Below are 1,899 nucleotides of genomic sequence, written 5' to 3'. Positions count from 1 at the left end.
CTTCCACGTACAGCAACTGCCGTCGGCGGCCGCGGCCGGCTCCGACGCGTCCGCCGAGCGGCCCGTCGTCGTGTTCCTGCACGGGCTGGTCGTCGACAACCTCTCCTCCTTCTACTGCCCCCTCGCCCTGCCGGTGGCGCGCGCCGGGCACGAGGTCGTCCTGTACGACCTGCGCGGCCACGGCCGCAGCGAGCGCCCCGCCACCGGCTACGACAGCCGCACCGCCGTACGGGACCTCCTCTCCGTCCTCGGCGCCATCGGCCTCGGCGGCCGCAGGATCCACCTGGTCGGCAACAGCTACGGCGGCACGCTCGCGCTGCACGCGGCCCTGGCCCGGCCCGACCTCGTGGCCGGTCTCACCCTCCTCGAACCACCGCTCAGCGGCGCCTGGGTGGAGAACATGGTCGACACGCTGTCGGCCGCCGCGCTCAGCCTGGAGGACAGCCCGGTGCCCGCCGAGCTGCTCACCCTGCGGCTGCGCAAGGCCGCCCACCTCACGGCCATCGCCGACGCCCTGCTCAACCGCACCACCCTCATCGACGACATCGCGGCCAGCCGCACCTTCACCCCGGCCGACTACGCCGGACTGCGCTGCCCGCTGCTGATCGTGTGCGGCGAGCACTCGGAACTGGTGCCCGGAGCACGGGAATTGGCCGAGCACGCCGCGCACGTGGCGACCCTGCAGATCCTGCCGGGGCTGGGGCACGACGTACTGAAGGAGAGCAGCGGGGTGTTGCGGGCCACCGTGCTGGCCCACCTCGACGCCACCACCGCCGCCGTCGCTGCCCGGTCCCGGGTGGGAGCGCTGGTCCGATGAGGGTCCTGTTCGTGGTGCCGCCGCTGGCGGGGCACGTCAATCCGACGGTGGCCGTGGCCGCCGAACTGGCCTCCCGGGGTCACGAGATCGCCTGGACCGGGCCGGCCGGACCGCTGACCCGGCTGCTGCCCGCGCACGCCCGGATCCTGCCGTCCGGCGAGCGGGCCGGCGGCGGCTACGCCGATCTGCACACGCGGTGGCGGGACCTGCGCGGGGTCGGGGCCCTGCGGTTCCTGTGGGAGGAGGCGCTGATCCCGCTGGCCCGCGCGATGGTCCCCGGCGTGGCCGGGGCCGCCCGCGCCTTCGCCCCGGACCTGGTGGTCGCCGACCAGCAGGCGCTCGCGGGGCCGGTGGTCGCGCGGCGGCTCGGGATCCCCTGGGTCACCTCCGCCAGCACCTCGGCCGAGCTGACGCGGCCGTTCGCCGACTTCCCGAAGGTCGGGGAGTGGGTGGCCGGACAGATCGGCGGGCTCCTCGCCGAGTGCGGTGACGTGGGCGGTGACGAGGGCGCCGCCGGGTCCGCTTGGGATCCGCGGTTCTCCGAGCGGCTGGTGCTGGTCTTCTCCACGCCCGAACTCGTGGGCAGGGCTGAGGACTTCCCGTCCCACTACGCCTTCGTCGGCCCGGCCTTCGGGGCCCGCCCGACCGGGCCCGGCTTCCCCTGGCAGGCGCTGGATCCGGCCCGGCAGCGGGTCCTGGTCTCCTTGGGGACCCTCAACCAGGAGGCCGGGGCCCGCTTCTACGGCGCGGTCCTCGGAGCCGCCGAACGGCTCGTGGACCAGGTCCAGTTCGTGCTGGTCGCACCCGCCTCGCTCATCGCGTCCGCGCCCGCCAACGTCCTGCACCTGGAGCGCGTACCGCAGCCGTCGCTGCTCCCGCACCTGGACGCGGTGGTCTGCCACGCCGGGCACAACACGGTCTGCGAGGCCCTCGCGCACGGGCTGCCGCTCGTGGTCGCCCCGATCCGGGACGACCAGCCGATCGTGGCGCGTCAGGTGGTGGAGGCGGGGGCCGGGGTCCGGGTGCGGTTCGGCCGGACCCGCGCCGAGGAAATGCGGGACGCCCTCACGGCCGTGCTGGAC

The 1,899-nt window shown here is 75.1% G+C and carries 2 protein-coding genes; both read left to right on the top strand.

Annotated elements, in window-relative coordinates; genetic code table 11:
- Nucleotides 1-817: alpha/beta fold hydrolase (locus ACFV0Q_RS41165; protein WP_385013188.1), on the top strand; the 817-nt coding region annotated here is incomplete at its 5' end.
- The coding region (locus ACFV0Q_RS41160) for a glycosyltransferase (protein ID WP_385013186.1) at nt 814-1,899 on the top strand (1,086 nt) is incomplete at its 3' end. The genes ACFV0Q_RS41165 and ACFV0Q_RS41160, both read left to right, overlap by 4 nt.

Origin of the sequence: Streptomyces sp. NPDC059564 (assembly GCF_042735575.1) — a bacterium.
Lineage (GTDB): Bacteria > Actinomycetota > Actinomycetes > Streptomycetales > Streptomycetaceae > Streptomyces.
This window is presented reverse-complemented; position numbering and strand designations above follow the sequence as displayed.